The organism is Algoriphagus yeomjeoni, assembly GCF_049821175.1.
Lineage (GTDB): Bacteria > Bacteroidota > Bacteroidia > Cytophagales > Cyclobacteriaceae > Algoriphagus > Algoriphagus yeomjeoni_A.
The window spans coordinates 1-24,918 of record NZ_CP187512.1 but is presented as its reverse complement, the minus strand read 5'-3'; the positions used below and the strand labels follow the sequence as shown (position 1 = coordinate 24,918).

General features: G+C 40.2%; 16 protein-coding genes. 4 read left to right on the top strand and 12 right to left on the bottom strand.

The genetic code is table 11. From position 1 onward, the window contains the following. Positions 1 to 106 precede the first annotated feature (106 nt). A complete protein-coding gene (locus ACPUEN_RS00080) occupies positions 107 to 2,665 on the top strand; it encodes a mechanosensitive ion channel family protein (protein WP_425637809.1) in 2,559 nt (852 codons plus the stop codon). Positions 2,666 to 2,706: 41 nt separating this feature from the next. Here ACPUEN_RS00080 and ACPUEN_RS00075 read toward each other — a convergent pair whose 3' ends face one another. Beyond that, positions 2,707 to 2,898 (bottom strand): cold-shock protein, encoded by a 192-nt coding sequence (locus ACPUEN_RS00075; RefSeq protein ID WP_111613281.1) that lies wholly within the window; start codon positions 2,896 to 2,898, stop codon positions 2,707 to 2,709. A gap of 88 nt (positions 2,899 to 2,986) precedes the next feature. Between ACPUEN_RS00075 and ACPUEN_RS00070 the strand changes: the two genes are divergently transcribed. After that, on the top strand, positions 2,987 to 3,472 hold the full coding sequence (locus tag ACPUEN_RS00070) for a SixA phosphatase family protein (protein WP_425637808.1): 486 nt from the start codon (positions 2,987 to 2,989) through the stop codon (positions 3,470 to 3,472). Positions 3,473 to 3,474: 2 nt separating this feature from the next. Here ACPUEN_RS00070 and ACPUEN_RS00065 read toward each other — a convergent pair whose 3' ends face one another. From ACPUEN_RS00065 to ACPUEN_RS00045, 5 genes are all read right to left on the bottom strand, one after another. Next, positions 3,475 to 4,209, bottom strand: coding sequence for an SDR family NAD(P)-dependent oxidoreductase (locus ACPUEN_RS00065; protein WP_425637807.1), 735 nt, complete (start codon positions 4,207 to 4,209; stop codon positions 3,475 to 3,477). 26 nt (positions 4,210 to 4,235) lie between these two features. Then, positions 4,236 to 5,633 (bottom strand): ATP-dependent protease ATPase subunit HslU, encoded by a 1,398-nt coding sequence (gene hslU / locus ACPUEN_RS00060; RefSeq protein WP_425637806.1) that lies wholly within the window; start codon positions 5,631 to 5,633, stop codon positions 4,236 to 4,238. A 114-nt stretch (positions 5,634 to 5,747) separates the two neighbouring features. Beyond that, entirely contained in the window at positions 5,748 to 8,225 is a 2,478-nt protein-coding gene (gene lon, locus ACPUEN_RS00055; RefSeq protein WP_425637805.1) for an endopeptidase La, read from the bottom strand. A 133-nt stretch (positions 8,226 to 8,358) separates the two neighbouring features. Continuing rightward, positions 8,359 to 9,684 (bottom strand): RIP metalloprotease RseP, encoded by a 1,326-nt coding sequence (rseP, locus tag ACPUEN_RS00050; protein WP_425637804.1) that lies wholly within the window; start codon positions 9,682 to 9,684, stop codon positions 8,359 to 8,361. Further along, positions 9,684 to 10,850 carry a 1-deoxy-D-xylulose-5-phosphate reductoisomerase gene (locus ACPUEN_RS00045; protein WP_425637803.1) on the bottom strand — a complete coding sequence of 389 codons (1,167 nt, stop codon included), beginning with the start codon at positions 10,848 to 10,850 and terminating at the stop codon, positions 9,684 to 9,686. The genes rseP and ACPUEN_RS00045 overlap by 1 nt, the downstream gene beginning before the upstream one ends. Before the next feature lie 232 nt (positions 10,851 to 11,082). Between ACPUEN_RS00045 and ACPUEN_RS00040 the strand changes: the two genes are divergently transcribed. Next, entirely contained in the window at positions 11,083 to 12,531 is a 1,449-nt protein-coding gene (locus ACPUEN_RS00040; protein WP_425637802.1) for a trypsin-like peptidase domain-containing protein, read from the top strand. A gap of 1 nt (position 12,532) precedes the next feature. Here the strand turns inward: ACPUEN_RS00040 and ACPUEN_RS00035 are convergent, their stop codons facing one another. From ACPUEN_RS00035 to ACPUEN_RS00015, 5 genes are all read right to left on the bottom strand, one after another. Beyond that, positions 12,533 to 14,134, bottom strand: a complete 1,602-nt coding sequence (locus tag ACPUEN_RS00035; protein ID WP_425637801.1) for a hypothetical protein — start codon at positions 14,132 to 14,134, stop codon at positions 12,533 to 12,535. Beyond that, positions 14,122 to 15,222, bottom strand: coding sequence for a DUF4249 domain-containing protein (locus ACPUEN_RS00030; RefSeq protein ID WP_425637800.1), 1,101 nt, complete (start codon positions 15,220 to 15,222; stop codon positions 14,122 to 14,124). The genes ACPUEN_RS00035 and ACPUEN_RS00030 overlap by 13 nt, the downstream gene beginning before the upstream one ends. A 2-nt stretch (positions 15,223 to 15,224) precedes the next feature. After that, positions 15,225 to 17,921, bottom strand: coding sequence for a TonB-dependent receptor (locus ACPUEN_RS00025; RefSeq protein ID WP_425637799.1), 2,697 nt, complete (start codon positions 17,919 to 17,921; stop codon positions 15,225 to 15,227). A gap of 67 nt (positions 17,922 to 17,988) precedes the next feature. Then, on the bottom strand, positions 17,989 to 19,452 hold the full coding sequence (locus tag ACPUEN_RS00020; RefSeq protein WP_425637798.1) for a SusD/RagB family nutrient-binding outer membrane lipoprotein: 1,464 nt from the start codon (positions 19,450 to 19,452) through the stop codon (positions 17,989 to 17,991). An 11-nt stretch (positions 19,453 to 19,463) separates the two neighbouring features. After that, the gene (locus ACPUEN_RS00015; protein WP_425637797.1) at positions 19,464 to 22,637 is read right to left on the bottom strand and encodes a SusC/RagA family TonB-linked outer membrane protein; all 3,174 of its coding nucleotides are present in this window, start codon (positions 22,635 to 22,637) and stop codon (positions 19,464 to 19,466) included. Between the two features lie 420 nt (positions 22,638 to 23,057). Between ACPUEN_RS00015 and ACPUEN_RS00010 the strand changes: the two genes are divergently transcribed. Continuing rightward, a complete protein-coding gene (locus ACPUEN_RS00010; RefSeq protein ID WP_425637796.1) occupies positions 23,058 to 23,474 on the top strand; it encodes a nucleotidyltransferase substrate binding protein in 417 nt (138 codons plus the stop codon). A gap of 22 nt (positions 23,475 to 23,496) precedes the next feature. Here the strand turns inward: ACPUEN_RS00010 and dnaA are convergent, their stop codons facing one another. Continuing rightward, on the bottom strand, positions 23,497 to 24,918 hold the full coding sequence (gene dnaA / locus ACPUEN_RS00005; RefSeq protein ID WP_425637795.1) for a chromosomal replication initiator protein DnaA: 1,422 nt from the start codon (positions 24,916 to 24,918) through the stop codon (positions 23,497 to 23,499).

Sequence of the window (24,918 nt, the reverse complement as noted above, 5' to 3'; positions counted from 1 at the left end):
TCTAATCTCATAACTTGTAGTGTACTAACTCAATCAAGCTTCATGTTGTTTTAGGTCTGCGTAGCTACTTCTTTATTCTCTATCTTAAATTTTCAAACTCAGCCCTATGTACAAAATACTAATAACACTTCTTTTATACATGCAGATGATTCAATTAGTATCTGCTCAAGGTTCCACTACGGAAAGTATTTCATCAGAAGAAGGTACAGGTAAAGAGCTGATTGACAGCCTCTTTATTTTCTCTGATTCTGTAAATCTCACTCAAACAAAAACCAGTGGGGCAATTTTAACTCGGGTGATCAACAAGGCCCAGCGATATGCTTACGATCTGAGCGAGCTCAATATAGAACTGGCAGAGGCCATGGACACCACAGATATGTCTGAAAGGCTAGCTATTATCAATATTGTAGCTAAGAGAGTCAAAACCAAAACTGAATCAGACTCCGGGTATCTAAACCACCGATATTTGATTGGCATGGAGAACCTGGTTTCCACTGTAGTTGATGAAAACAAGGCAATTCAGAAGAAAATCCAAGAAAGAGTAGACTTACTATCCACCGTTGGGGATAAACTCAATTCCATGAAGTCGGACTCACTCTTTGCTATGACGCTCCGCGATACCACTTTAGTTCCTGCTATCAATACCGAGCTGAACATGCTCAAAAAAGCAATGAAAACTATAGACAGTGTTTACTTAGAACAAGAAATTCTGGTGGCGAGATTTCAGGCTAGAGTTTCTGAAAACGCAATGGTTTTCTTAGCACTGAAGCAATATCTAGATCAGACCAAGAAAAATCTTGACCGGCAATATTGGACCAAAGAGATCAACTACGCTTGGGAACCCATAAACTATCCGATATCGAAAGATTTATATGCAATGGCTTTAAGATCCTTTGATCTCAATATTGATCTAATGAAAGCCTATATTGAGAGGAATGTATATACTTTTTTAATCTGTGCTGTACTTTTTGGTCTTCTGTATTGGAAGATCAAATCAACAATCCAAGAAATAAGCAGTCAGAAAGACTTTGCATCGCTCATTTTAGATCGGGTAAAGTATTTCAATAAACACACCTTCTTTTCTACTTTAATAATTCTTATACCCATCTTTTTGATAATATTCAGTAAGCCTCCTTTGGTTTTCATCTCCATATTATCCTTGTCTTTAGTCATTGCCTCCAGTTTTCTAATCAAAGAGCAGTTTGGCCAAGGAATCAATAAAATATGGCTCACCTTCCTCTTACCCTATATAATATTGGCTATTAGCAATTTAAACTGGATAGTAGTTTATCAGGAGCGATGGTATATTTTGCTTTCATCTTTAGTATTGGTTGGTATGGGAGTTTTGGTTTTGAAACAAGTCTTATCCAATAACGAAAAGCGATATACATTTTTAAAATACCTCGCCATATTTCTTATCGTTATCGAAACTTTCGCCTTTTTCAGCAATCTTTTAGGACGATTCAGTCTTTCAAAAACTTATTCTGTCACCGGCGTAATATTATTTTATCGTGGCATAGGCTTATTCCTATTTGTAAATGTTTTTCTGGAAGCTATCTATTTATTCATAGAGCATAGCAAAAAAGAGAGCGACGTATTCACCTCGTATTTTGATTTCCAAGATTTGCAAAGGCGAATGAAAGGAATTCTTTACGTTGGCGCTACGGCTATTTGGCTATATGGATTAATTTGGCATTTGGGCTTTTTTGATGAGGCATATACTAGCGTTTCAGAATTCTTATTGAAAGACAGAACCCTAGGCGATACTGTATTTCAATATGGAAGCATTCTTCTATTCGCTGTAGTTCTGTATGTTTCTACCTTCCTCGCAAATAACATTGCCTATTTCGCGTCCGTCAAAGATCAAAAAACAGGCGCATCAAGAAAACAGCGACTCGGTAGTTCTGTACTGCTGATTCGGCTAGCTGTCTTGACAATAGGTTTTTTGATAGGCATGACTGCTGCCAAAATTCCTTTTGACAAAATAGCCATCGTCCTAGGTGCTTTATCGGTAGGCATAGGCTTTGGTTTGCAGACGATTATCAACAATCTGGTATCTGGAATAATCTTAGCCTTCGAGCGCCCTATACAGATCGGCGATGAAATCCAAGTGGGTTTGAATGCCGGGACGGTAAAAGATGTAGGTATCCGAGCTAGCAAAATTCAGGCTTATGACGGTTCCGAGATCGTAGTACCAAACGGTGACCTTCTCTCCCAAAGTTTGATCAATTGGACACTTTCTGACAAAAAACGCAGAGTAGAATTAATCATTGGAGTGGGCTATGGATCAGATATGAAGCTAGTAAAATCAGTACTAGAAGAGGTAATGAAAGGAGATCGCATCCTGAAAGCACCCACTCCCCGGGTATATATGCAGACCTTTAACGATAGTTCTGTAGACTTCCGGGTACTTTTCTGGGTAGAAAGTATGGATATCTGGATCGACGTACGAGGCGAAGTAATGAGTGCCATTTTTGAGAAATTCGCAGAGCATGGCATTGAAATCCCATTCCCAAAAAGAGACCTTTATTTAAAATCTGTTCCTTCAAACTGGCAGGAAAAAATATCAAAACCAGGAGAAGACATCAGCCCAGCTTCCATCAAAATAGAGCCGAAAGAAGATTCAACTGATGCTAATGAAAACAAAAAATCCCCTGAAGATTAAACTCCAGGGGATAGTTTTTTCGCTAGCAAAAAAGATAATAATTAAGCTCTTTTGACATTGACAGCGTTAGGTCCCTTTTTGCCATCTTTGATGTCATAAGTTACTTTGTCATTCTGTGCGACTTGATCCAAAAGGCCAGTAGCGTGTACGAATACTTCGCTTTGAGACTCATCGTCAACGATAAATCCGAACCCTTTGGCTTCATTGTAAAATTTTACTGTTCCGGTAAACATAATAATTTGTGATAAATTGGAATTGAAAGAGCGTTAAAAGTAAATATTCAATTAAAAAAAACAAAATAATCATTCTTATTTTCAGGAAATGAAGAAAATAATTTTGGTGAGACACGGAAAGTCAGCTTGGGATAACCCTAAACTGAGCGATCACGATAGACCCTTAGCTGATCGTGGATTAAATGATGTGCCTGAAATGGGACTACGACTTAAAGAAAAAGGGATACTCCCCGATTTGATACTCAGCTCAACAGCGATCCGAGCTTCCCAAACTGCTGAAATTCTTGCTGAAGTACTTGATATTTCCACTTCGAAGATAGTTTACGAAAAGAACCTATATCATGCGTCTGCAGCTATGATTTTAAAATGTATCCAGAGGCAAGATGATGAATATGATTTGATCTTTGTGGTAGGCCACAATCCTGGAATGAATGACTTTATAGACTATTTCAGCGGAAACTTTGATAACCTGCCCACTTCTGGATTATATGGCTGGCTAGTTGATACCGATCATTGGATTCAGGTTCGCGCTGAAAACACCAAAACATGGTTTATTGATTATCCAAAGAAATGATATCAAGGCAAGTCAAAATTCCTGACATCCTGAATGACATCCTGGAATTCATTTTCATTCGCCAATAGATAAGTGATCTTGGAAGCGACCAATTCTGGAGAGGACAAATCCCCATTTTCCTTATAGCTTTTGAATCGGTCAATCTGTGGAAAATCCAACTCATCTGCTTGCCTGATTTCTTCTTGCATCTGAGTATCCACGATACCGGGAGCTACGCTAAAAAATCTAAAATGAGAATTTCTGTTTTCTTTTGCAGCAACCATAGTAAACATGGCAATAGCAGCTTTGGTGCTACAGTATTCTCCCCAACTTTCCATAGGCTTGGAGGCTGCTCCAGAACTGATATTACAAATGATCTTTTTTGCAGGAGAATCTTTATAAGCGGTGACAAATGCATTCGTGAGATACATAGGCGCCAGCAGATTGATGTTGACACTATTTCTCAGGTTTTTCACCTGCAGGCTACCAACAGGCTTGATCTCCCCTATCCAACCTGCATTATTGATCAATATTATTTCTTCGAATTCATCGGATGGAAATAAATTGGAAAGTTCATTTTCCAACACATCCAAATCCCCGAAATCTATGCTGATTTCGGATAGATTAGGATTACTTAATCCCAGTTTTGTTCTAGAAATAGCTATCACTTCAAAATTGTCCTTACTTAAGTAAGTTTCTAAAATAGCTCGTCCTAGACCTTTGCTATGACCTGTAAGTATCAGCAGGGATTTCTTCATTATAAAGAGATTATTTTATTTCAGGATTAAAGGATATACTGCGACAAGTCTCTATTCTGTACCAAAGAACTCAATCTATCCTGTACCATTTCTTTGGTTACCATGATTTTAGAATTTGCGGTAATGGTATCCGGCACTTCGAATAAGAAATCGTTTAGTAAATGACTCATCACTGTGTGCAGTCTTCTGGCTCCAATATTTTCCACTTCCTGATTAATTAGAAATGCCAATCTAGCAATCTCCTCGATTGATTCATCATTGAACTCAAGATAAACTTCCTCGGATTCAAATAGAGCTTGGTACTGTTTTGTGAGTGCATTTTTGGGCTCGCGCAAAATTCTTGAGAAATCCTCTTGAGTCAAACTCTGCAATTCTACTCGAATCGGGAATCTACCCTGCAATTCTGGAATCAAATCAGATGGCTTAGCCACGTGAAAAGCACCAGCTGCAATAAATAACACGTGGTCTGTATTGATCACTCCATACTTGGTATTTACAGCCGATCCCTCCACAATTGGCAGCAAATCACGCTGCACACCTTCGCGGCTTACGTCTGGTCCTCCTCCATTTTTGCCTGACTTAGAAGCAATTTTATCAATCTCATCGATGAAGATAATCCCATTGTTTTCTGCAAGTTTGATTGCCTCCTCTTTCACTTCTTCAAAGTCAACCAACTTGGACATTTCTTCTTCCAGCAAAATCTTGCGAGCTTCAGAAATACTCACCTTACGTTTTTTGACTTTTTTAGGCATCATATTAGAAATCATATCCTGAAGTCCTGCCATACTGGCATCGTCCATCATTCCATTTCCAATCATTCCTACGCCCATCGGAGAACCAGCTTTTACACTGATCTCGATTTTTCGTTCATCCAATTCGCCCTCGCGAAGCTTCTCTCGGAATCGCTCCCGAGTTCGTTCGTTCAACTCGGCATCATTGTTTGGCTCTGCATTCTCCTCTGCATCCACTGGAATAGCCCGGGTAAAACCAGCACTTTTCACTGGAGGTATCAGGATATCGAGGATAATTTCTTCTACAGCATCCGCAGCTTTTGCTTTTACAGCTTCATTTTTCTGCTCACGGACCAAAGCAACAGATTGCTCCACCAAGTCTCTTACCATGCTCTCCACATCACGACCTACATAGCCCACCTCAGTGAACTTAGAAGCCTCCACTTTGGTAAATGGTGCATTTGCGACTTTTGCCAATCTTCTGGCAATCTCAGTTTTACCCACACCGGTAGAACCAATCATCAGGATGTTATTTGGCACAATATCCTTTTGGATTTCCGACTTCACCATCAAGCGACGGATTCGGTTTCTTAGTGCAATTGCTACATTACGCTTGGCGTCTTTCTGACCAATGATATATTTATCCAACTCTGCGACTATTTGTCTAGGAGTAAGTGAAAGTATTTTTCCCATGTTGTTAGCTTAAAATGTACTCAGATCGTAGTGGTTAAAGTATTAATCTGAGCCTATTGTAGGTTTGCTTTAAAGAATGCGAATACTCGATCAATGATAGTATTCGCATCCAGACTAGTTTTCTTTTCCGCTTTCGGATTGCAAATTGAAATGAAGTGGGTGATCGACTTTGGTTTTAAGCAAAGCAATATCCAATACTTCCTCAACTCTATTTACAAAGTGAAAATCAACTCCTTTCACATATTGCTCATCGATTTCCTCGATATCACGCTTGTTTTTGCTGCACAAGATAATCTCCTTGATTCCAGCTCTTTTAGCAGCTAAGATCTTTTCTTTGATTCCTCCCACTGGCATAACTTTACCTATTAGGCTGATCTCGCCAGTCATAGCTACTTTAGCCTTTACTTTTCTCTGGGTGAAAACAGAAGCCATCGCTGTAAGCATGGTGATACCTGCAGATGGTCCATCTTTAGGAACAGCTCCGGCGGGCACGTGAATATGAAGATCATACTGGTCAAAAACACGATGGTCAATGCCGAGTTTATCAGCTTTAGACTTCAAATAAGATAGAGCTGTAATGGCGGATTCCTTCATCACATCACCCAACTGTCCCGAAAGGGTAAGCTTCCCTTTACCTCTACTTAAGCTAGTCTCGATGAATAAAATCTCACCGCCCACACTGGTCCAAGCCAAGCCTGTCACCACTCCTGCAATGCTATTATCAGTATAGGACTCTTTGTCAAAAATCTCAGAACCCAAGATTTTTCTAACTGTCGCTGCTGTGATTTTAGGATTGTACTCTTCTTCCATAGCAATTGATTTGGCAATATTTCTCACCACTTTTCCAATTGCTCTTTCCAAGCTTCTCACACCTGATTCTCGGGTATAATCCTCAATCAATTTCACTAAAGAGCCCTTATCAAATGAAATTTGCTTGGCTTTTAGCCCATGCTCTTTACGCTGCTTTGGCACTAAGTGACGCTTCGCTATTTCTACCTTCTCCTCTTGCGTATAGCCAGTCACTTCAATGATTTCCATTCTATCCCTCAAAGCAGGTTGAATGGTATCCAGTGAATTGGCAGTGGCTATGAAAAGGACCTTACTCAAGTCATATTCTACTTCAAGGTAATTATCCAGGAAAGCATTGTTTTGCTCTGGATCCAGCACTTCCAAAAATGCTGAAGAGGGATCGCCACGAAAATCTGAAGAAAGCTTATCAATCTCATCCAGCACATAAACCGGATTTGAGATTTTGACCTTTTTCATGTTCTGAATGATCTTACCCGGCATAGCGCCCACGTAGGTTTTACGGTGACCGCGAATCTCAGCTTCGTCATGCATGCCTCCAAGAGACATTCTGATGTATTTTCTGCCAAGTGCCGCAGCGATTGATTTGCCTAGGGAAGTTTTACCCACGCCTGGAGGGCCGTAAAGACAAAGAATTGGACCCTTTAGGTCATTCTTCAACTTCAATACAGCAAGGTATTCTATGATTCTTTCTTTGACTTTTTCCAGTCCAAAGTGATCTCCATCCAAGACTTTCTTAGCATGGTTCAGGTCAAAATTATCCTGCGTAAACTCATTCCATGGTAATTCCACCATGGTTTCAGCATAATTCAATGCGATTGGGTATTCCGCTGCCGAAGGATTAATTCTAAGAATTTTATCAAGTTCCTTTTCAAAGTGTTTTTTCACTTCAGCAGGCCAGTTTTTCTTGGCACCTCGAAGACGCAAATCTTCCACTTCCTTTTCTGGACCTTCATCCCCAAGTTCGGTTTGAAGCACCTTCATCTGCTGACGTAAGAAATAATCCCGTTGCTGCTGATCGATGTCTGTATGTACTTTCTTCTGAATTTCAGATTTCAATTCCAGCATCTGAATATCCTTCATCATAAATTCTAGCAAAAGCGTTGCACGCTCCACGCCATCATTGATTTCTAATAATCGCTGCTTGGCTTCCACCGGAGCATTGATATTGGAGGAAAGAAAATGTGTAAGGAAAGGGGTATTATCGATATTATCTAAAGCTACTTGTGCCTCACGGGGAATTTCTGGATTCAAGTGAAGTATTCGGGTAGCAGACTCCTTCAAAGATTCTTCAAGTGCCTGAATTTTCTTGGAGCTTTTCGGGAAATTCTCCTCCAGGTATTCTGCTTTCGCAATAAAATACGGATCATCCGTGATTTGCTCACTGACTTTGAAACGCTTTTTACCTTGTATGATGATCGTAGTATTACCATCAGGAAGCACGATCATTTTGATGATTTTGGCAAGCGTACCTACTTGGTAGATATCTTCCCATCCCGGATCATCGATATTTGGATTGATCTGAGCGCACACTCCTATCAATTTATTTCCCTTTTGCGCTTTCTTCACCAGGCGGATAGACCGCTGTCTTCCTACTGTTATGGGAATTACTACTCCAGGAAAAAGGACTGTGTTTCTTACCGTAAGTATTGGAATCTCTTCCTCAAGGACTTCCTTTCCTTGTGAATCATCCTCTTCGTCGGTTATCAGCTGGATCAGATCTCCCTCACCGGCATATTCACCGACCATTAAGTTTTGAAACACAGAATTTTCGAATTGGCTCATATAGACAGAATGACAGCTAAGCTGTCGGTTTTATGCTAAAATAAAAGAAGAACCCTCAAAATACGAAGGTTCTTCCTAAAAGGTCAAGGTGCATGCCAAGAGACCGAAGTGGTCAGAATGGCAGGTTAAGATTTTATCCCTCTCCAGTAAATAGCTTCAGCACGTCGTTTCCGATCGCAAATACCATCAAAGCGAGGAGTATAACCATTCCGACTTTCTGCGCATTCTCCAAGAATCTATCGGATGGTGCCCGGCCAGAAATCATTTCATATAGTAAGAATATTACATGCCCACCATCCAAAGCTGGAATAGGAAGTAAGTTCATGAAAGCAAGAATCATGGAGATCAACCCTGTAATTGTCCAGAATTTAGTCCAGTTCCAAGTGTCACCGTAGATTTTTGCCATTCCGATAGGTCCGCTTACATTTTTGGTAGAAACTTCACCTGTAAACATCTTACCCATCGCCTTTGCATTCACTATTACCACAGTAAATGCTTTAGTAGTTCCTTTTTTCAACGCTTCGGCGAAACCGTATTTGCGTTGAACCATATCGATCAAAGGAGTCACAGCAATATCTATGGTGCCTCGATCTGTCACTGCCACCATCTTGTGTACAGTATCATTCGCACTAGTCAATATTTCAATATCTACTTCTTGGCTTTTGGCATCTGCCAAAACAGATTTCAGTTCATCGAAGTAAGTGATAGGCTGACCATTTACTGACAAGATCTTATCGTCTGTGGTGATTCCAGCTTTATCAGCAGCTCCTCCTTCATCTATTACCTTCAGTTCGAAAGGGTAACGGATTTCAACAAAGCTATTGATTGCTTCCTGACTGTTGAAGGAATTGATAAAACCTCGAGGTATTTCTACTTTGATGATTTCTCCATCACGGTCAACTGTGTAATACCCATTTTCGCTAAGCAAAGCCGAACCAGCAGTCAAATCGTTAATGGATTGGTAAGGTTCACCATTAATATCCAAAATCTTATCCCCTGTTTTCAAGCCAATAGACTCACCGATTTCCAATGCTTCGATACCGTTTTCAACTACTTGATCTCGGGAAAAGTAAGTTTCCCCATTATTGTAAACCAGGATCACAAAAATGATGATACCGGTAACGACATTGACTATGATCCCGCCCAGCATGACGATAAGACGTTGCCATGCTGGTTTGGAGCGAAATTCCCAAGGCTGAGGCTCACCAGCCATTTGGTCAGCATCCATGGACTCATCCACCATTCCGGAGATTTTTACAAATCCTCCCAGCGGAATTGCACCGATAGAATATTCAGTTTCTCCCCACTGGAAACCAGCGATTTTCGGAGGAAAACCTATAGAAAATTTCTCTACTCTCATGCCAAACATCTTGGCGGTAAGCAAGTGGCCCAACTCATGTAACCCCACAAGGATTGATAATCCCAGGAGTAATTGGCCCACCATAATTAAGGTATCCATTATACTTTATTCGTTATTAGTTCTTGTGTAATTTCTCTAGCCCGCCTATCCGTCGCTACATAATCTTCCAAATTTGGATGTGCAATAAACTCAGCTTTTTCGAGAGTTTCGCCAATCAAATCAGACATTTCCAGAAAACCGACTTCTTTATTCAAGAAGGCTGCTACCGCAATTTCATTGGCAGCATTCAGCACGCATGGTGCATTTCCCCCTTTTGCAAGGGCGTCATAAGCCAATTGAAGGTTTTGAAAAGTCTTTAGATCGGGCTGCTCGAAAGTCAATTGAGGGTAATTCATAAAGTCAAAACGCTCAAAATCACTTTTCAATCGATCAGGGAAGCTTAAGGCAAACTGAATTGGAATACGCATATCCGGCAATCCGAGTTGCGCTTTGATAGAACCATCCTCAAATTGGACCATAGAATGAATGATACTCTGTGGATGTACGACTACATCTATCTGTTCGGTTTTCAACCCAAAAAGCCATTTTGCTTCAATCACTTCTAGACCTTTGTTCATCAAAGAAGCTGAATCAATGGTAATCTTTGCTCCCATATCCCAATTGGGGTGCTTGAGAGCTTGTTCACGCGTCACTGTCTCTAGGAATTTTCTATCTTTTCCTCTAAAAGGACCTCCAGAAGCAGTTAGAATGATCTTTTCAATTGGGTTGTGGAATTCGCCAATCAGACATTGAAAAATTGCCGAATGTTCTGAATCCACAGGATAAATATTCACCCGATTTTCTTTTGCGAGAGCAGTGATAATTTCTCCGGCTACTACGAGAGTCTCCTTATTGGCTAAGGCGATTTGCTTTCCTGTTTTAATCGCATTTACGGTTGGAATCAGGCCTGAATAACCCACTAATGCAGTCAACACTACATCGATCGTATCCATCTCCACCACCTGAGCGATTGCTTTGCTGCCAGCGTACACCTTGATATCCTTTGGTTGCAAGACATCGCGAACTTTTTCATACAGGCTTTCATTCCCGATTACTACGACGTTTGGAGAAAACTCCAAAGCTTGGGCAATTAGTAAATCTGCGTTGTTCTGGGCTGTAAGAACCTCAACGATAAAGTCTGCAGGATGCTGTCGAATTACCTCGAGAGTTTGAGTACCAATACTTCCGGTGCTGCCCAGGATGGCTACGCGTTTGGGTTCTGTCATTCAGTTTGAAATTGTTGAGGAAATAAAACCCTGTCAAGTAAAAAGGGTTTTCTCAATAGCTGACAAAATTACAAGATGCTCCCATTTTTCCTCGTACAAATCGTCAGTTTTTGCTGAATGGCATAATATTAAAGGATAAAATGCAGCGTTTATCCTGTTTAGGAACTTAAAAAATGTGAATTTATTCAACGGAATATTTTCGCAGACGTCAAATTGATAAAAGATTCACCTTATGAACAGTCTATTCAAAACAACCGGAGTTTCCTTTCTGGCAGGCTTGGCCGGAGCTGCAGTTTGGACAACTATCAATTTCAATGAAACAGAGGAATTCTCTGATTTCCCAAACACTAATCAAACAGAAGTAAGTTTCGCTTCTCAATATCAGCCTATTTCCTCCCGCTCTACAGCTGATGCTCCAATCTCCTTTGTGGACGCTTCTGAAAACAGCACGGAGTCAGTCGTCTTTATCAAGAACTTTTCCGGAACGGATCCAAGAAGATATAGCATGTTTGACTACTTCTTCGGAGGTGGCAGCGCCCCTTCGCAGCAAGTCAGTACTGGTTCGGGAGTAATTATCTCTGGAGATGGCTATATCGTAACAAATAATCACGTAATCGACAGAGCTGAGACGATCGAGGTGGTGCATAAAAAAAGAACTTATAAAGCTACACTAGTCGGTACCGATAAAAACACAGATATAGCTGTTCTGAAAATTGAAGGCGAAAACCTCCCATCAATTAAACGAGGGAGTAGTCGCGACTTGAAAATCGGAGAATGGGTGCTAGCTGTCGGTAATCCATTTAATCTAACTTCCACCGTCACTGCGGGAATAGTTTCTGCCAAAGAGCGGCAAATCAATATTTTAGGTGGTGATTTTCCTTTAGAGAGTTTCATTCAAACTGATGCTCCGATTAACCCTGGAAATTCCGGTGGAGCTTTGGTAAATGTGAATGGAGAACTAGTCGGGATAAATACTGCAATTCTTTCCAGAACGGGTTCATATACTGGTTATGGCTTTGCTGTACCAGTGGACATCGCAATGAAAGTATCTAATGACCTGATTCAATACGGAGAAGTCCAAAAAGCAATTCCTGGAATTGAAGCAGTTGAAATCACGCCAGAATTGGCGGAAGAAATGAATATCAAAACGCTGGATGGTGTAATAGTCACTCACGTGATCAAAGACGGCGCAGCAGAAAGAGCAGGTCTTCAACGAAATGACGTGATTACCAAACTTGGGTCTCAACCGATAACAGGAAAAGGCAGCTTTGAAGAAACACTTTCTTATTATTATCCAGGTGAGCAACTTCCAGTAACCTATTTGAGAAATGGCAGTCCGAAATCCGCCAATCTAAAACTTCAAAATTTAGAAGGCGGCAACGGAGTGATCAAACGTGAGTTTTATAGCTCAGGGATTCTTGGAGCAAGACTGGAAGCTGTCAACACGATAGAAAAAGATAAATTTGGTGTGGAATACGGTATCAAAATCTCTGGTTTGACCAGAGGCTATCTCCGAGAGCTTGGGCTGAGAGAGGGATTTGTCATCACTCAAATTAACAATGAGCCAGCAAAGGACCCTACTAAAGTCGGGGCATATTTGGAGAAATTCAGTGGAAGATTATTACTCGAGGGAGTAGCCTCCAATGGTCAGCCATTTATGCAAAGTTACAGCGTAAGGTAATTTACTCCTTGGAGGATTGATCCTTAAGAGTTTGTGTCCATTGTATAGATTTCCCATCCTTACGTAGTAGATCTGCCCAAATCACATGCTTAGTCTGTACATCTGAGGCTTCACATTCAAAAGTCTGGGAATTCTCAGATGTGATAGACTGGCCAGAGATCCAAAGTAGCACTGGTCTCAGATCTGGAGTTGTGGGATCAGTTTCCTCTGAGTTGATTTGCACCAAATCATTTATCCCCAAATAGAATGGGTAGGCTGCCTTATTAGCGCCAAATGGATCGTCGAATTCAGGCTTCATCTCTATACTTACAACCCCAAACCTTCCAAGTATTCCAAAGCGATTTTGTGACTGAAATGAATTGTATACTGAAATCGAATAAACCTGGTGCCAAGGTGTTTCTATCAAATCGCCAAATTGAAAAATCGGCGATCCATTGAATAAAATCAATGGGCCTTTCTCATATCGAAAACCAGAATTTGCCGGTGAAAGAATGAGTTCGTAGCTGTCTTTATTTCGCTTGACTGATGCCTTGGAAACAATCCCGGAAAATGCTTCTCTCAAGGTTGCGATTCCTTGGTAATCATCAGACAAATACACCTGATCTGGAGCTACTTGATCTGATTTTTGCCAGAATGGCTCATAATTATCAAAATCAGTCCTATAGATCTGGTCTATATATTTCCGCTTTCTTTTATGATCCAAGATATTCACAACCACATCATCAAAGGGCACTGTATTATCAAACGAGCTGAATTTCTTGTTTTTCCAATCAGAAATATTCACAGTCACTTCACCTATTGGTTCCCCCAAATTATCAAACTGATAAGCCCAAACAGCAGAAGAGCCTTGATGCTGCATTAATTTTTCTTCGATAGATGCACTATCCCGCATATTATATTCTTCTACCATTCCTTGATCCAGAAAAAACACTGAGATTCTGGAATTTGGATCTTTAGAAGGTGGAATCAATTGAAAAGACTCTTTTTTTGCCTCCGCTAATTCTAACTTTTTAACAACGCCTGAAACAGGGTATCCCTCTAATAATGGGTCAAAAACCTTTACTGTCAACACCCCGAAATCTAAGGTTTCAGAAGAAATACTAAAACTATCTTCATTTACTTTCCACTGTATATTTTCATCCACAGTTGCTGCATTTACTACTTCAGCCCCTAGCTCTGGATTTGCATTTTCCGGTAAAGCTGTGGAGGAAAAAATCGTTGGGCTATAGACATGGATCAGAGCTTCTGTCTGAAACTTGGAGCCTTGGATCTGCGCTATTAATTTGTAATTACCCGTAATCAATTCTTCAGGCAACAAAAAAGCTTGATCAGCATCCTGCTTAGCCGAATTGAAGCGTTCTATAGCAACAGTACTTCCAGAATGGTCAACTAGGTACAAATTAATCAGGCTACCTTCCAAAATTGGCCTTCCCTCGGAATCAAGCGTCTGTAATTGCAATGCAACTAAATCCCCACTCACATACACAGACGAAGAGACCAGCATTCTCACCTGAAATGAGGCTGATTGTCCCAAAGCTGCGATTGTAATTAACATTGCAAAACACAATGCTAACGGTAATATTTTCTTTATTAATCCCACCATATCGGTTGTTGGTTGGTATTTTCTGTATATGAACCCCTGTATTCTAGGCAATTGGTACATCCCGCTGGAGGAATAAATGGTACACCTGGAACAGGCTCACACGGATCTATGAAAGTAAGTGTATAAGGTAGGTCTTCCGGGGTAAGCTTCCATCTGTAGGAAGATTCATGAGCAACATAGAAAAACCCCGACACGGCTTCTTCTGGATTATCCACATTCTGAATATTGGTAACCAAAGAAAATGGCGGAGGATCAAAAATCCCTCCTCCACTCTGCTGCTGAGTAGCCAGTTGATCCCAAAACTCATAGCCTTCAGGAGAAAGACTGTATTGAGTTATCAAGTTAGAATAACCATATTGAACCTGTTCATTGTCATCAGTTTCCAAGAAAAACAGATCACGATTATGGCCGCCAGTTTTATCTTCCCAAACACTAATTGACTGATATTCATAGAGGTTGGTAACATAGCAACGCTTATTAATATTTTCTTCGGGAAGCCTAGATGTTTCAAATATCCAACTTGGGACTATTTTCCAGCGGTAATAGTATTCCGCTCCACCATGTTCCTCCAAAGGAACCGAAACTTGGATACCCCGCTGTTCTACAATCTCTGTTTGATTCCCTACTGATATACTTTTCAAGATTGATTTGTACTCCATATTAATCTCCTGAATCGCTGGAGCGGGATGCAACCTATCGGTATCCGATTCATACACTTTTCCTTCAGAGGTTTGAATACGAACCTTGTAATCCACATTTTCTTTTGCAGAAAAATCCACGTCTCTGATGAGATATCGCTGTTCTGCTTCATCCCAGAAGTATCCAAAACTATCTCCATCAGATGAAATCAAAGTCACTGTGGCATCCGAAATCACCTCATCCAACACGTTATTTACCTCACTACTCCATCTTACTGCCACATAAAAACGGCGCGGCGGAGCAGGTTTTTGGGATTGATCGGCAAATGAAATATTAGAAATAAATCCATCCACCACCAGACGTCTGGGCTCACTGCCTGTTTCAAAAGAAATCGGCTCTATACATGCCGTCAGAATCAATAGAAGCGCAATAATATAACTCTGTCGCATCTTTATAATTTAAAATTGTAAGAGATAGATGGGAATGCACTACCCAGAACCGAAAGCTGAAATGCATTTCCTCGCTGCGTGAAGTACACTGAGAACGGGTTTTTCCGGCCATAGACGTTATACACAGAGAATACCCACTCACCGTCAATTGCTTTCTCCTTTTTCAGACCACTTTTCAGGGTAAAAGACAAGTCTAGTCTATGGTAATCCGGTACACGATATTGATTTCTGTCTGAGAAATTCAAGACAGAAAGAATGTCTTCGTATTGAAATTTAGAAACTGGAACTGTGATCGGCCTTCCCGTAGAATAGGCGAAGTTTAAGTTCATCGCAAACCTTCTACTTACTTTGTAATTCATTACCAAGGAAATGTCATGGGGCTTGTCATAGTTGGCAGCAAAGAAATCACCTCCATTAATCTTTTCCTCTTCAAATGCGGACTCATCAAACTTCCTCAAGCTTCGCGAATAGGTGTATCCCAGCCATCCTGTTAGCTTTCCGCGATTTTTCCGTAATAAGAACTCTGCACCATACGCACGGCCTTCACCCTGAATGAGGTCAGCATCAAGGTTCTCATTCAACAAAATAGAAGCTGCATTTTTATAATCTACTACCTGCTGAATATTCTTATAATATCCCTCTACTGATATTTCGAAAAGGTTATCCTTCCAATTTTTAAAGAGGCCAATAGTATATTGATCAGCAATTGAAGGCGAAAGATTGTAGCCAGAGGATTTCCAATAATTCACCGGAGAAATAGCAGCCGTATTGGATATCAAATGAATGTACTGATTAGTTCGGTAGTAGCTTAGCTTCAAAGAACTGGAAGGTGTAACGAGCCAGCGAAAAGATGCTCTAGGCTCGAAACCAATGTAGGTTTTGGCTACCTCATTTTGACCGAAACTCAAGGTATCTGTAATCGTCGCAGAGGACTTAGGCTGGTTTGGATCAAAATCATAATAGCTTCCACCGAGGGCCAGGTAATTAGATACACGAATACCATAGACAAGCGAAGCCTTAGGTGATATAACAAATTCATCATTTAGATAGATAGCACTTTCCAAAGCATACTCTTCAGGTATGTGGATTTCATCAGAGGTAGTATTCTCTGAACCCGGATTAAAATCCCCATTGTTAAAGGAATAGTAAAGTGAACTTATGCCAAAATCCAATTTATGAGCAGTGCCCAATTCATATGAGAAATCGACTTTCCCCTGATAATTTACAATACCCGAAGTGTAGTCGAAGTCGTAGCTTTCTTGAGTATTTCTAATATTGCTTTGAAAATCACTTACTACCACCTGCGTTTGCATCAGGAACTTGTTGCTGAATCGATGTGCCCATTTTAGAATTCCAAGCTTGGTTTTCCATACATATGCTGTATCGGAAGCAAATTCGAAATTGTCATCGCTTAGGTAACTGGAAAAAGTGAGGACATTATTTTCATCGATGGTGTGGTTTATTTTGAAATTCACATCATAAAATCCAGCTGCACTTTGATAGAGATCAGGATCCTTCATTTGCTTCAGCATCCAGTTAGGATATGCTGTTCTTCCTGAGAGGAGAAAAGTTGTTTTATCCTTATTTAATGGACCTTCTACCAAGAGCCTGGATGAAATCAATCCTATACCACCTTGTACATCGATTCCCTGAGAATTCCCATTTCGGAGATTTACATTAAGCACAGAAGAAACTCTTCCCCCATAATTGGCAGGACCGCCACCCTTGTAAATTTCCACATCTCTAATCAGATCAGAGTTAAAAGCCCCAAAAAAGCCAAATAAATGTGAGCTATTGTAAACTATTGCGCCGTCCATCATCACTAGATTTTGGCCAGGATCACCACCTCGCACATTAAATCCCGAAGAGCCTTCACCCACAGAACTGACACCTGGTAGAGAAATCAGGCTTTTGATAGGATCTACTTCTCCCATAAACGTAGGTAAGCTCTTTATCACTGCAATGTCCAATATCTCCCTGCCAGCAATTTTCTCAGAAACTGAAATATCCTGACTCCTTGCAGTGATCGTGAATTCTTCCAGCTTCAATGTTTCATTAAAAAGTGCCACATTTAATTCACCGGAGTTAATTACCTGAACATCAATAGACTTTGGCTCATATCCAGCATATTGCACAAGTAATTTATATTTACCCGGGATGATGGTTAATTCATAGTTACCATCCAAATCCGTCACTACTCCTTCGGAACTATCTACTACTTGAATACTAGCTCCTATTAATGCTTCATTTTCACCTGCGTCTGTGATTTGACCGGTGAGGGTCACAGGCAAATTGGAATTCTCCGGTTTGCCAGTACCTATTAATTGGTATTCTTTAAGATTAAGATCATCTTCATCCCATTGCTCATATCGGTAGGCATCAAGGCCTTCTTGGTTTACCAAGACTAAGAGATCCTTATAGGCAACTATACTAAAACCATACGTGCTCAGCAAGCTATTGATGGTTTCAACTGCATCTTGCCCCTTAATTCCATTGACTAAGAAAGCATCTATCCCCCATTCTTCTTTATAGAAAAAACGAATTTCGGATTGGTTTTCAAGGTCTTCCAAAACTTCTGGAAGTGGTGTTTCTACATAATTTTTATCAAAGACAATAGTTTTTTCGACTGATTGACCCAAGAGAAAAGTTGTATTAAAAAGTACTAAAAATACAAGTAGTGGAAGTAGTTTTTCTTTCATATAGAATATGAAGCATAAAAATGCCATCCACAAATTGTAGATGGCATTTTATGATATTTAGTTAGTATTATTTATCCCACCATACTGGTGTATCCAATCCATCAGCACCTTGACGTGCAACTACAGCGTCGTAGTTGGTTGAATTAAGGTTCAGCTCAAATAAAGGATAAGCTTGACGTACTGGGATTTGCTTACTATCATTCAAAGCATCCTCACCTGGCTGCAAATCAGGATAACCTGTTCTTCTCCATTCAGCCCATGATTCGTAACCATTTAGGTAGTTAGCAATCCATTTCTGAGTGACAATTTGCTCGACAGCTTTAGATGCATCAAACTGCACGTACGTATTAGCAATGTAAGCAGCATATCCATCTGCTACACCATATTGCTCAAGAGAAGCTTCAATACCTTGGTAGTAAAGCGCTTCAGCATCACCTGAAATCCAGCCTCTTTGTACAGCTTCAGCCATTGAAAACAATACCTGAGCAGATGTAAAGATGTAGTTTGGGGCAGCTTGTGCTCTTAAATCAGCATTCAAGAAAGAAACATCTGAGTTAGAAATAGCACCAGCTCTAGCTTCACTAAGTCCGTAAGGCATACCAACATACTTACCACCAATGTCAGTAGGATCTGCATATTCAGGAAGTCTAGGATCCATTGATACGTTAAGTACTCCACCGTTTGCAGTAGTCTGCATTCTGTCCACCAAAGTATTGGCAACAGCATAATCACGACGAGTAAGGAAACGTGCATACCAAGCATTCTGGAAAGCTGCTTCAGGCAAGTTTGCATAGAAAATGTTCTCGCTATTGTCTAATGCAATCACACCATCATTGATAGCAGAAGCAAATTCGGCAGCTGCTGTGGTAGGATCCACCTCAGACATTCTCAACGCCATTTTCATTCTGATGGTATTAGCAAACTTTCTCCACATGTCCATATCCCCATCAAAAAGGATATCACCTTGTACAGGAGCAGTAGAAGAAATATTAGCCTGAGCTGTTTTCAAAGTAGCCAAAACCCCAGCATAAACTTCTGATTGAGGATCAAAAGAAGGCTGACGAATTCCCTCATCAATATTCAAAGCCTCAGAATAAGGAATATCACCCCATCTGTCAGTAATGAAATTGAAATAGTAAGACTGAAGAATTTGAGCAACAGCGATCTGATTCGCATTTGAACCATAAAGGGAAGCTTCAGATTTAGTTTCCTCATTACTATTCATGATGATGATTTGCTCCAAATCCATCAACACTCCACTATAATACCCACCGTAATTGAAAATAATCGTCTGATAGTTATCAGCACTGGTGTATTGAGAGTTTGCCAGATATTGGGAATATAGAGATCCAGTAGGATCATCTATAGTACCCTTCAGCCCGTTGATTGAGTTGGTCAAAAGGGAAGAAGGGATAGCTGTCGTAGTTTGATTTGGGTTGACGTTGGTATCACCAAAATCTCCCAGATCACAAGATGTCACCCCTACGGCAATCATCCCTACAAGTATATATTTTGAAATTGAATTTTTCATGTTTCTTTAATTTAGAATCCTAGACGAATGTCAAAACCGATAGAACGAGTAGCAGGCAATTGACCTGAATCTACCCATGCACCATTGTTTCTGGAGTTTCTAGTATCACCACTCACTTGAGAAGGATCCAAACCAGGTACATTAGTCTTAATCAACCAAGGGTTGTTTGCAACTACTGCAAAGGAAGCAGTTCTTACAAAATTTGTGCGCTGAAGAAGCGACTGTGGAAGGCTGTAACCCAATCTGATTTCACGAAGCTTCACATAACTTGCGTCATAAACCCAAGCCTCATGAAGTGCAAATTGAGATTTAAAGTATTCAGATGCTTCTAGATAGATGTTGTTTTCAGTACCGTCAGCAAAAACACCGTCGAATCTCAACCCACCACCATCTGCTACTGGATCACGCATTGGAGTACCTCTGTCGTTATTACCTACAGTCATTTCACCTAGACCTGAGTATGCGTTAAACATGTTGGTGATAGAGTTGATTTTACCACCCATTTGCCAATCAATAGTGAAACTCAATTCAAAACCTTTGTAAGTCACTCTATTGAAAATACCACCGGTATAATCAGGAAGTACTGTACCCAAAACTTGGTTTTGCTCAGTCATTGGATAGCCATCTTCATCGATTAGGATGTTTCCAGCTTCGTCTCTTTGGAATTTTTCACCGATGATAGTTCCCCATTCTTCGCCTACTTTAGCTCTGGCTGAAATTGATCCCCAACCACCAGCTACACGGTTTCCAAGGAAACCGTTAACAAGTTGGATCGCATCGATACCTGGATAAATTTCTTCGATTACGTTTCTACTTCTTGCAATGTTGAAGTTAACATCCCAATTGAAGTTGGCAGTTTGCACTGGAGTACCTCCGATTGTCGCATCCCATCCTTTAGTAAAGGTTTTACCTGCGTTGATTGTGTAAGAAGAAATACCTGTTGTACTAGGAACCTCTGTGCTTAAGATCTCATTAGAGTTATCATAGTAGTAGTAAGAGAAATCAGTTCTAATTCTACCTTGCAAGAAAGCTAATTCGATACCACCTTCAAGTGCACCTGTAGTGGAAGCACGAAGATTAGGATCAATCAAAGAATTTGGATAAGTCATCGTTGGATTCCCATTATAAGGAGTTCCTAATGAGAACGCCGGATCCAATTGATATGGACTAAGCTCTCCTCCTACTTCAGCATAACCAGCACGTAGTTTACCAAATGATAAGATGTTGGTGTTTGGCAATAATTCAGAGAAAATGAATGAAGCAGAAACCGCTGGATAAGTAAATGCATTACTTGTCGTAGGTAGAACAGAATCGTAATCACGACGAATAGATCCATCCACAAAAACAATTTCCTTCCAACCAAAGCTAGCTTGAGCAAAGATTGAATTTACCTGACGCTGACTGAAGTAGTTAGAAGCATTAGGTCTATCAACAGATGCACTGATATTATACAAGTTAGGAACAGAAAGTCCACCAGCTGTAGAAATACTATTTGAACTGTACTCTTCCATTCTAATGTTTCCACCAATCAAAGCTGATACAGAGAAGTTTTCAGTCACTTTACTGTACTGAGCTAAAAACTCATAATTATCCTCTTTTTGTTGATATTTACTTTGGCCATAAGAATCAAGATCTAATGTTCCTGAAGCAGTACGTCCGTCAGAGAAATATGAAGTAAAATAACGACTTAGATTAGCAGATACAGAAAGTCCATCAATCAACTCATAAGTCAATCCGAACTTACCGCTATACGTATCTTTAGTGTTTTCAGAGAAGTTGGCATACTGCTCAGTGTATGGGCTATTCCAGTATAATGGTCTAGAATTTCTTGCTGAGTTGATGTTCCAGCTAGTGTATCTTCCATCAGGCATTCTGTAATACTTCTTCAACAAATCCATGTCCAATTGTCTCTGGAACCACTGGTTGAAGTTTTGTCCAATACTACCTCCTTGATAACCTTCAGTAAGGCTACCAAATACATTAGTTCTGTTGTAGTTAGCAAGTGTAGTCAAAGTCAAGTTTTTGGCAAGATCTACAGTTGCATTTAAGTTCAAGAAAGTTTTCTCTTGCTTAGTGTTAGGAAGTACACCAGTACGGTTTACGTTAGAAAGAGTAGCTGTGATGTTATAACCTTCACCTGCTTTACTTACTGACAAACTGTTGTTAAGAGCTACACCCGTGTTAAAGAAGTTTTTCACATTGTCAGGATTAGGAGACCATGGTCTAGTCTGACCATATGTGTCTGTACCTGGCGTGAAAGCATCCCACTGAGCTACCTGACGACCGTCCATTCTAGGTCCCCAGCTCTCATCAGCATAAAATTCAGGAATCAAAGCTCCATTTAGACCTGCCAAAGCTGGGTCATCAGTAGCCGGATTGAAGGTAAAAGTCTGAAACTCCTGAGAGTAACCTCCACCATACTGGTTCTGATACTTAGGCATTACAGAGACATTCTCAAACGTAGTAGTGTTGTTGAAGTCAATGTTCATTCTACCTGCCTTAGCTTTTTTCATGGTGATCAAAATCACACCATCACGAGCTCTAGAACCGTAAAGAGCGGATGCATTCGCACCTTTCAATACGTTGATAGACTGCACGTTGTCCATGTTGATAGTAGCAGGATCTGCTGTAGGAATACCATCCACTACATATAGCGGAGAGTTTGATCCAAATCCTCTTACACCACGAATACGGACAGCTGCCTCACCAAATTTAGCACCTGAACCAGAAATTACTTGTACACCTGACACTTTACCTGCCAGTGCTTCGTTCAAGTTTGTCTCTCTAGCTACACGTAAGTTGTCAGAAGTTACTTCCTGAGTTGCATAACCCAAGGTCTTTTTCTCACGCTCTACGTTCAAGGCGGTTACTACCACTTCGTTTAGTTGAGTCACATCATCTGCCAACTGCGCGTCAATGGTTGATTGGTTTCCAATCGCAATCTCTGTTGAGGTCATGCCTACAAAAGAGAATACCAACACTCCTCCTGTACTTGGTACAGTGAGCTGGTACTTACCGTCGATATCGGTAATCGTTCCGTTTTGAGTTCCTTTCACGAGGACACTTACTCCGGGTAATGTGGTTCCATCCGTCGATGACGTCACCGTACCTTCAATAGTACGGGTCTGGGCCCAGGCAATACCTGTAAGGACCATCAAGAAAGAAAATAGTAAAATTTTCTTCATAAAGGTTTTGTTTAATTTGGTTGATTAATATTTAGTTGAAACGTTAATGTTTCATAATCGTACAGAACAAATATATGTAATTTCGGAAACCGTACAAATTTCATCAGACTGTAGGAACTACCAGTATTTGGCAAAATGCCTTTTCTTAGATTACTTTTCTATGGATTATGACCCTCAAACAAATTTTTTAGCTGATAAAATTTAAATTTTCTTCACTAATTGAAGCTCAAATTCAAAAAAGCAGACTTTTCATTGCCACCCCTACTTTTGCAGTTTTTAATAAAAAAATATTTTTTTTCTTCCGTGCCAAAAATACAAAACCTGCTTTTCTTCTTTAACATTTAAATAACATTCACTAAATAATATATAATATTCATCATATTTTATTATTTTAAGAGTATTAGAATATAGCCCCATATTATGAAAACTAACTCAAAATCCTGCGCAGTTCTTTTAGAGGAATTTAGTACGGAACTAGTGGACCTAACCGACTACGGGAAGAGAGCAAAAAATGGTAAACTCACCGAGTCCCAAGCTAGAGATCTCCTAAGTCATTTTGAAGCAACGCACGAGTTGGCGCTGAATGTGATTACCCATTATTTCAAGCAAATAGGAAAAGGGCCTTTTTCCGGATCTAGGGATTTGACAGTGGAAGCTTTTCACGCTGAATTAATCGATGATGGGAAAGCATGGTTGGATATCGTGATTGATAGAATTCAATACAGCCCAGTGTATGACATTGATACGCAAGAGAAATTCATAGATAATATTCAGAAACGTTACATTAGGCTTTTACAGCGATTTGAAGATACGATGGGTAAAGTGCTTAACGAATAGTTAAAAGCTAAAAACGTCCAGATTAATATGACCGCATCTTGAATTTCTTCTTCAGCTCTAGCACTGCATTTCGGAAAGAAGTATCAGTTTCCATGATATCATTCACTGTTTGCACCGCATGGATGACCGTAGAATGATCTCTTCCTCCAAAGTGATAGCCAATTGATTTCAAAGAATGATTGGTGAATTCCTTGCAAAAATACATCGCAACTTGCCGAGCAGTCACAATTTCCTTTTTTCTTGTTTTTGCTTTCAAGTCATCCAGCGCAATTCCATAATATTCAGAAACTGTCTTCTGAATAAAATCCACTCCCACCTCAGTTTCAATGTCCTTGATGATGTTTTTCATCACGGTTTTACCGAGTTCAAGACTGATTTCAACACGGTTCAGTGAAGCATGTGCAATCAATGAAATAAGAATCCCTTCGAGCTCTCTCACATTGGTATCTACTGTGTAAGCCAGGTATTCTACTACATCATCAGGAATAATAATTCCTTCAGACTGCATCTTCCTTCTAATAATCGCAACCCTCGTTTCGAAATCAGGCATTTGTAGATCTGCCGTCAAACCCCATTTGAATCTGGAAAGTAATCGTTCCTCCAATCCTTTCAAATCCCTAGGCGGACAATCTGAAGTCATGATAATTTGCTTCTTACTTTGATGCAAATGATTGAAAATATGAAAGAACATTTCTTGGGTTCTATCTTTTCCAGCCAAAAACTGAATATCATCAATGATCAACACGTCCACTTGCATGTAGAAATTGGTGAAACTTTTCACATTTCCATCCTTGATGGAGTCCATGAATTGATTTACAAATTTCTCAGAGGAAACGTACAGCACGAATTTATTATCCGGACCGTTTTTGATCTCATTCCCAATCGCCTGTACTAAGTGCGTTTTTCCCAAACCTACTCCACCATAAACCATCAGGGGATTAAAGGAAGTGATTCCTGGCTTTGTGGCAACAGCAAATCCTGCAGATCGTGCAAGCCGGTTACAATCCCCTTCTATATAGGTGGTAAAAGTGTAAGTAGGATTTAGATTACTATTCGTCAATGCTTCTGCATTTAGCGATTTCATCTCAAAAGGAGTCTTGTCAGGCTCAGTCTGAACTTGCGCTTTCTTATTACTTGCTGAATTCCCTTGGGGAAATGAAACTACATAAGGTTGATTCGAAGAGTTACCTCGATCTACAACCACTGCGTATTCCAATCTCCCACTTTGCCCCAGGGTTGTTTTAATAGCGATTTTCAGCTCTTGCACATAATTATCCTCCAGCCATTCGTAGAAAAATTGACTAGGAACTTGAATCGTCAACGAAGTGCCTTCAAGTTTTACGGGATTGATAGGTTTAAACCAAGTTGAAAAGCTCTGCTCATTGACGTGTTGCTCGATAACACGTAAACATTCATTCCAAACGGCGCTAGCTTCTGAACTCAT